Source organism: Paenibacillus sp. sgz302115 (assembly GCF_056120445.1).
Genome location: NZ_JBVYOK010000055.1, coordinates 1 through 1,251, shown reverse-complemented (window position 1 = coordinate 1,251; position 1,251 = coordinate 1). Strand labels below are relative to the sequence as shown.

1 pseudogene is annotated in these 1,251 nt (G+C 54.4%); it reads left to right on the top strand.

Annotated elements, in window-relative coordinates:
• The first annotated feature begins 15 nt into the window (after window positions 1-15).
• A pseudogene (locus AC0LWN_RS32585) lies at window positions 16-1,104 on the top strand (RNA-guided endonuclease InsQ/TnpB family protein).
• Window positions 1,105-1,251 lie beyond the last annotated feature (147 nt).

The window sequence follows — 1,251 nt, the reverse complement described above, 5'->3', positions numbered from 1 at the left end:
AGGTGGTGACCTTTCGTGCAAATCACTTATCAGTTTCGCCTCTATCCAACTCCCAAACAGGAGCAACTCATGATTCGAACGTTGAGGTTGTGCCAGAAGCTGTACAATCGGGCTAAGGAGCAACGAGATACCGCCTACACTCAGGAGGGTAAAACCGTCACCTATGCCATGCAGCAGGACGAATTGCCCGCTTTCAAGAAGGAATTCCCCGAATATAAAGCCGTTCATTCGCAAGTGCTGCAGGATTGCCTGCGACGGCTGGATGATGCCTATCAGCGATTCTTTCGCGGGGAGGCGGGGTTTCCCCATTATAAGTCGGCCGACCGATATCTCTCTTTTACATACCCCCAGCCTGGTGCGGTAGCCAAGACATTCGCCCACGAGGGATCCGTCTATTTGTCCAAAATCGGCTGGGTCCGCATGCATGCACACCGTCCATTCGACCGGGCAAACGTGACCCAAATCCATGTAAAACGATATGCAGACGGGTGGATGGCAAATATAGGCGTGAAGCTGGCGGCAGTGGAAGCAGGCCAGCCGGTGGATGCGGCCGTGGGCATCGACGTAGGGCTGCGCACGTTTGCGGCGCTGTAAGGCGAGACGAAAGTGGACAACCCGCGGCATCTGCGAAGAGCGGAGAAGCGGCTCAGACGCGCCCAGCGGCGGCTATCCCGCAAACAACGCGGTTCCTGCAATCGGCAGAAAGCCAAACGGAAGGTCGCGAAAATCCACCAGAAAGTGGCGCGGCAGCGCAACGATTTTTTGCATAAACAATCTTACCGTATCGTCATGAAGCATGATCTGATCGCGGTGGAGCAATTGAACGTGAAAAACATGCTCCGAAATCGCCGGCTGTCCAAAAGCATCGCGGATGCCGGATGGCGAAAGTTCATGACGTATCTGTCGTATAAAGCGGAAAGACAGGGGAAGCGATTCGTACAAGTGCCTGCCCACGGCACATCGCAGACCTGTATATGCGGCGCGGATGTGCCGAAAACGTTGGCTATTCGGCTTCATGAATGCAAAAGATGCGGATGGGTGCAGGACCGAGACATCGTATCCGCTAAGGTCATTTTGCAGCGGGCTTTGAAAATCAGTGCATGATGGATCGATCGCCGTAGGGAGGGTTTGCCCCGAACGGGATGCATACTGCATCGAACGCTTGTGGAGATCATGTAAGACCTTTCTACAAAAAGGCAGCGATCGTCGAAACAAGAAGCCCCCGCCTCTATAGGCGGTGGGAGTATTCAC